This window comes from Desulfovibrio sp. Huiquan2017 (genome assembly GCF_017351175.1).
Classification (GTDB): Bacteria; Desulfobacterota; Desulfovibrionia; order Desulfovibrionales; family Desulfovibrionaceae; genus Pseudodesulfovibrio.
Genome location: NZ_JAFMPN010000039.1, coordinates 1 through 1,079 on the forward strand (window position 1 = coordinate 1; position 1,079 = coordinate 1,079).

Here is a 1,079-nt window from a genome sequence, read left to right on the forward strand (position 1 = left end):
GGCTCTACTTTTCAGACCGCCTAGAAATGGGAGGATTACCCCCCCCCTCTCGTAGAGCGTGGATTGAAACTCTCCATATAGCAAGGCTCACCTCGCTGGTTTCGTTCCCGGAGGCCATCTCCGGGAATCCGAACCAGCATACCTCCGGTTTTCGGCAACGCGCGGTTCTGTGAATAAATGTATAGTAAAAAATAGGTTATAGGATAAAATGAGCACTTGACATGCTTCCGAAATCGACTGCTTTGGCCACTACAGCGCTTAAAAGGGAAGGGGAGAGGCAAAAGAAAAAACCGCCGATCTTTCGATCCGCGGTTTTGATATGTGGAGCTGCTGGACGGGATTGAACCGTCTACCTCATCCTTACCAAGGATGCGCTCTACCTATTGAGCTACAGCAGCGTTCCGGCTGTTTTCGATGAAATGGCGGGTCGACTCTCGGTCGGCCCGCCGGGGTCTTTCATCGTTTGGTCGGGATGAGAGGATTTGAACCTCCGACCCCTTGAACCCCATTCAAGTGCGCTCCCAGACTGCGCTACATCCCGACGCGAAGTGAGTAACTAGCCGTGCTCGGGTTTGTTGTCAACGTTTTTTTGAGAAAAAAAGTCAACTTGGTGTTTTTTTTGAGGATTGCAGACCACTCTCAGGCAACTCGTGGGTTTGAAATATGGACATTTATAATGGTGTTTTTCGTCAGGTGTGTATAATAGAAGGGCCAGAACGTTGGAAAACTCTTGGAGAGACGCGCCGGGCCACAGAGCGTCGGCCGTCCCCGAGTCACTTGTTTCACGAATGTATAAGCCATCAGGGGGTTGTCATGGCTGATGAAGCTTTGAAAGACATCAATCAGTTTCTGACCTTCACGCTGGGCAAGGAAATATTTGCCCTGGATATCGGCACCGTCCGCGAGGTCTTGGAACTGACCTCCATCACCAAGATTCCGAGGACGCCCAAGTTCATGCGGGGCGTCATCAACCTGCGTGGCCACGCCGTCCCCGTGGTGGACATGCGCCTTAAATTGGGCATGTCCAAGGGCGAAGATACGTAAGCGCACGATAAACCCCTTCTTACAGCACCACTCCA

General features: G+C 51.7%; 2 tRNA genes and 1 pseudogene. 1 reads left to right on the top strand and 2 read right to left on the bottom strand.

Annotation, left to right across the window (positions count from 1 at the left end):
* Positions 1-322: 322 nt before the first annotated feature.
* Positions 323-398, bottom strand: a tRNA-Thr gene (locus J0909_RS18255).
* A 66-nt stretch (positions 399-464) separates the two neighbouring features.
* Positions 465-541, bottom strand: a tRNA-Pro gene (locus J0909_RS18260).
* Positions 542-813: 272 nt separating this feature from the next.
* Between J0909_RS18260 and J0909_RS18265 the strand changes: the two are divergent.
* Positions 814-1,041 (top strand): annotated as a pseudogene (locus tag J0909_RS18265) (chemotaxis protein CheW); the annotation flags it as partial.
* Between the last annotated feature and the right edge of the window lie 38 nt (positions 1,042-1,079).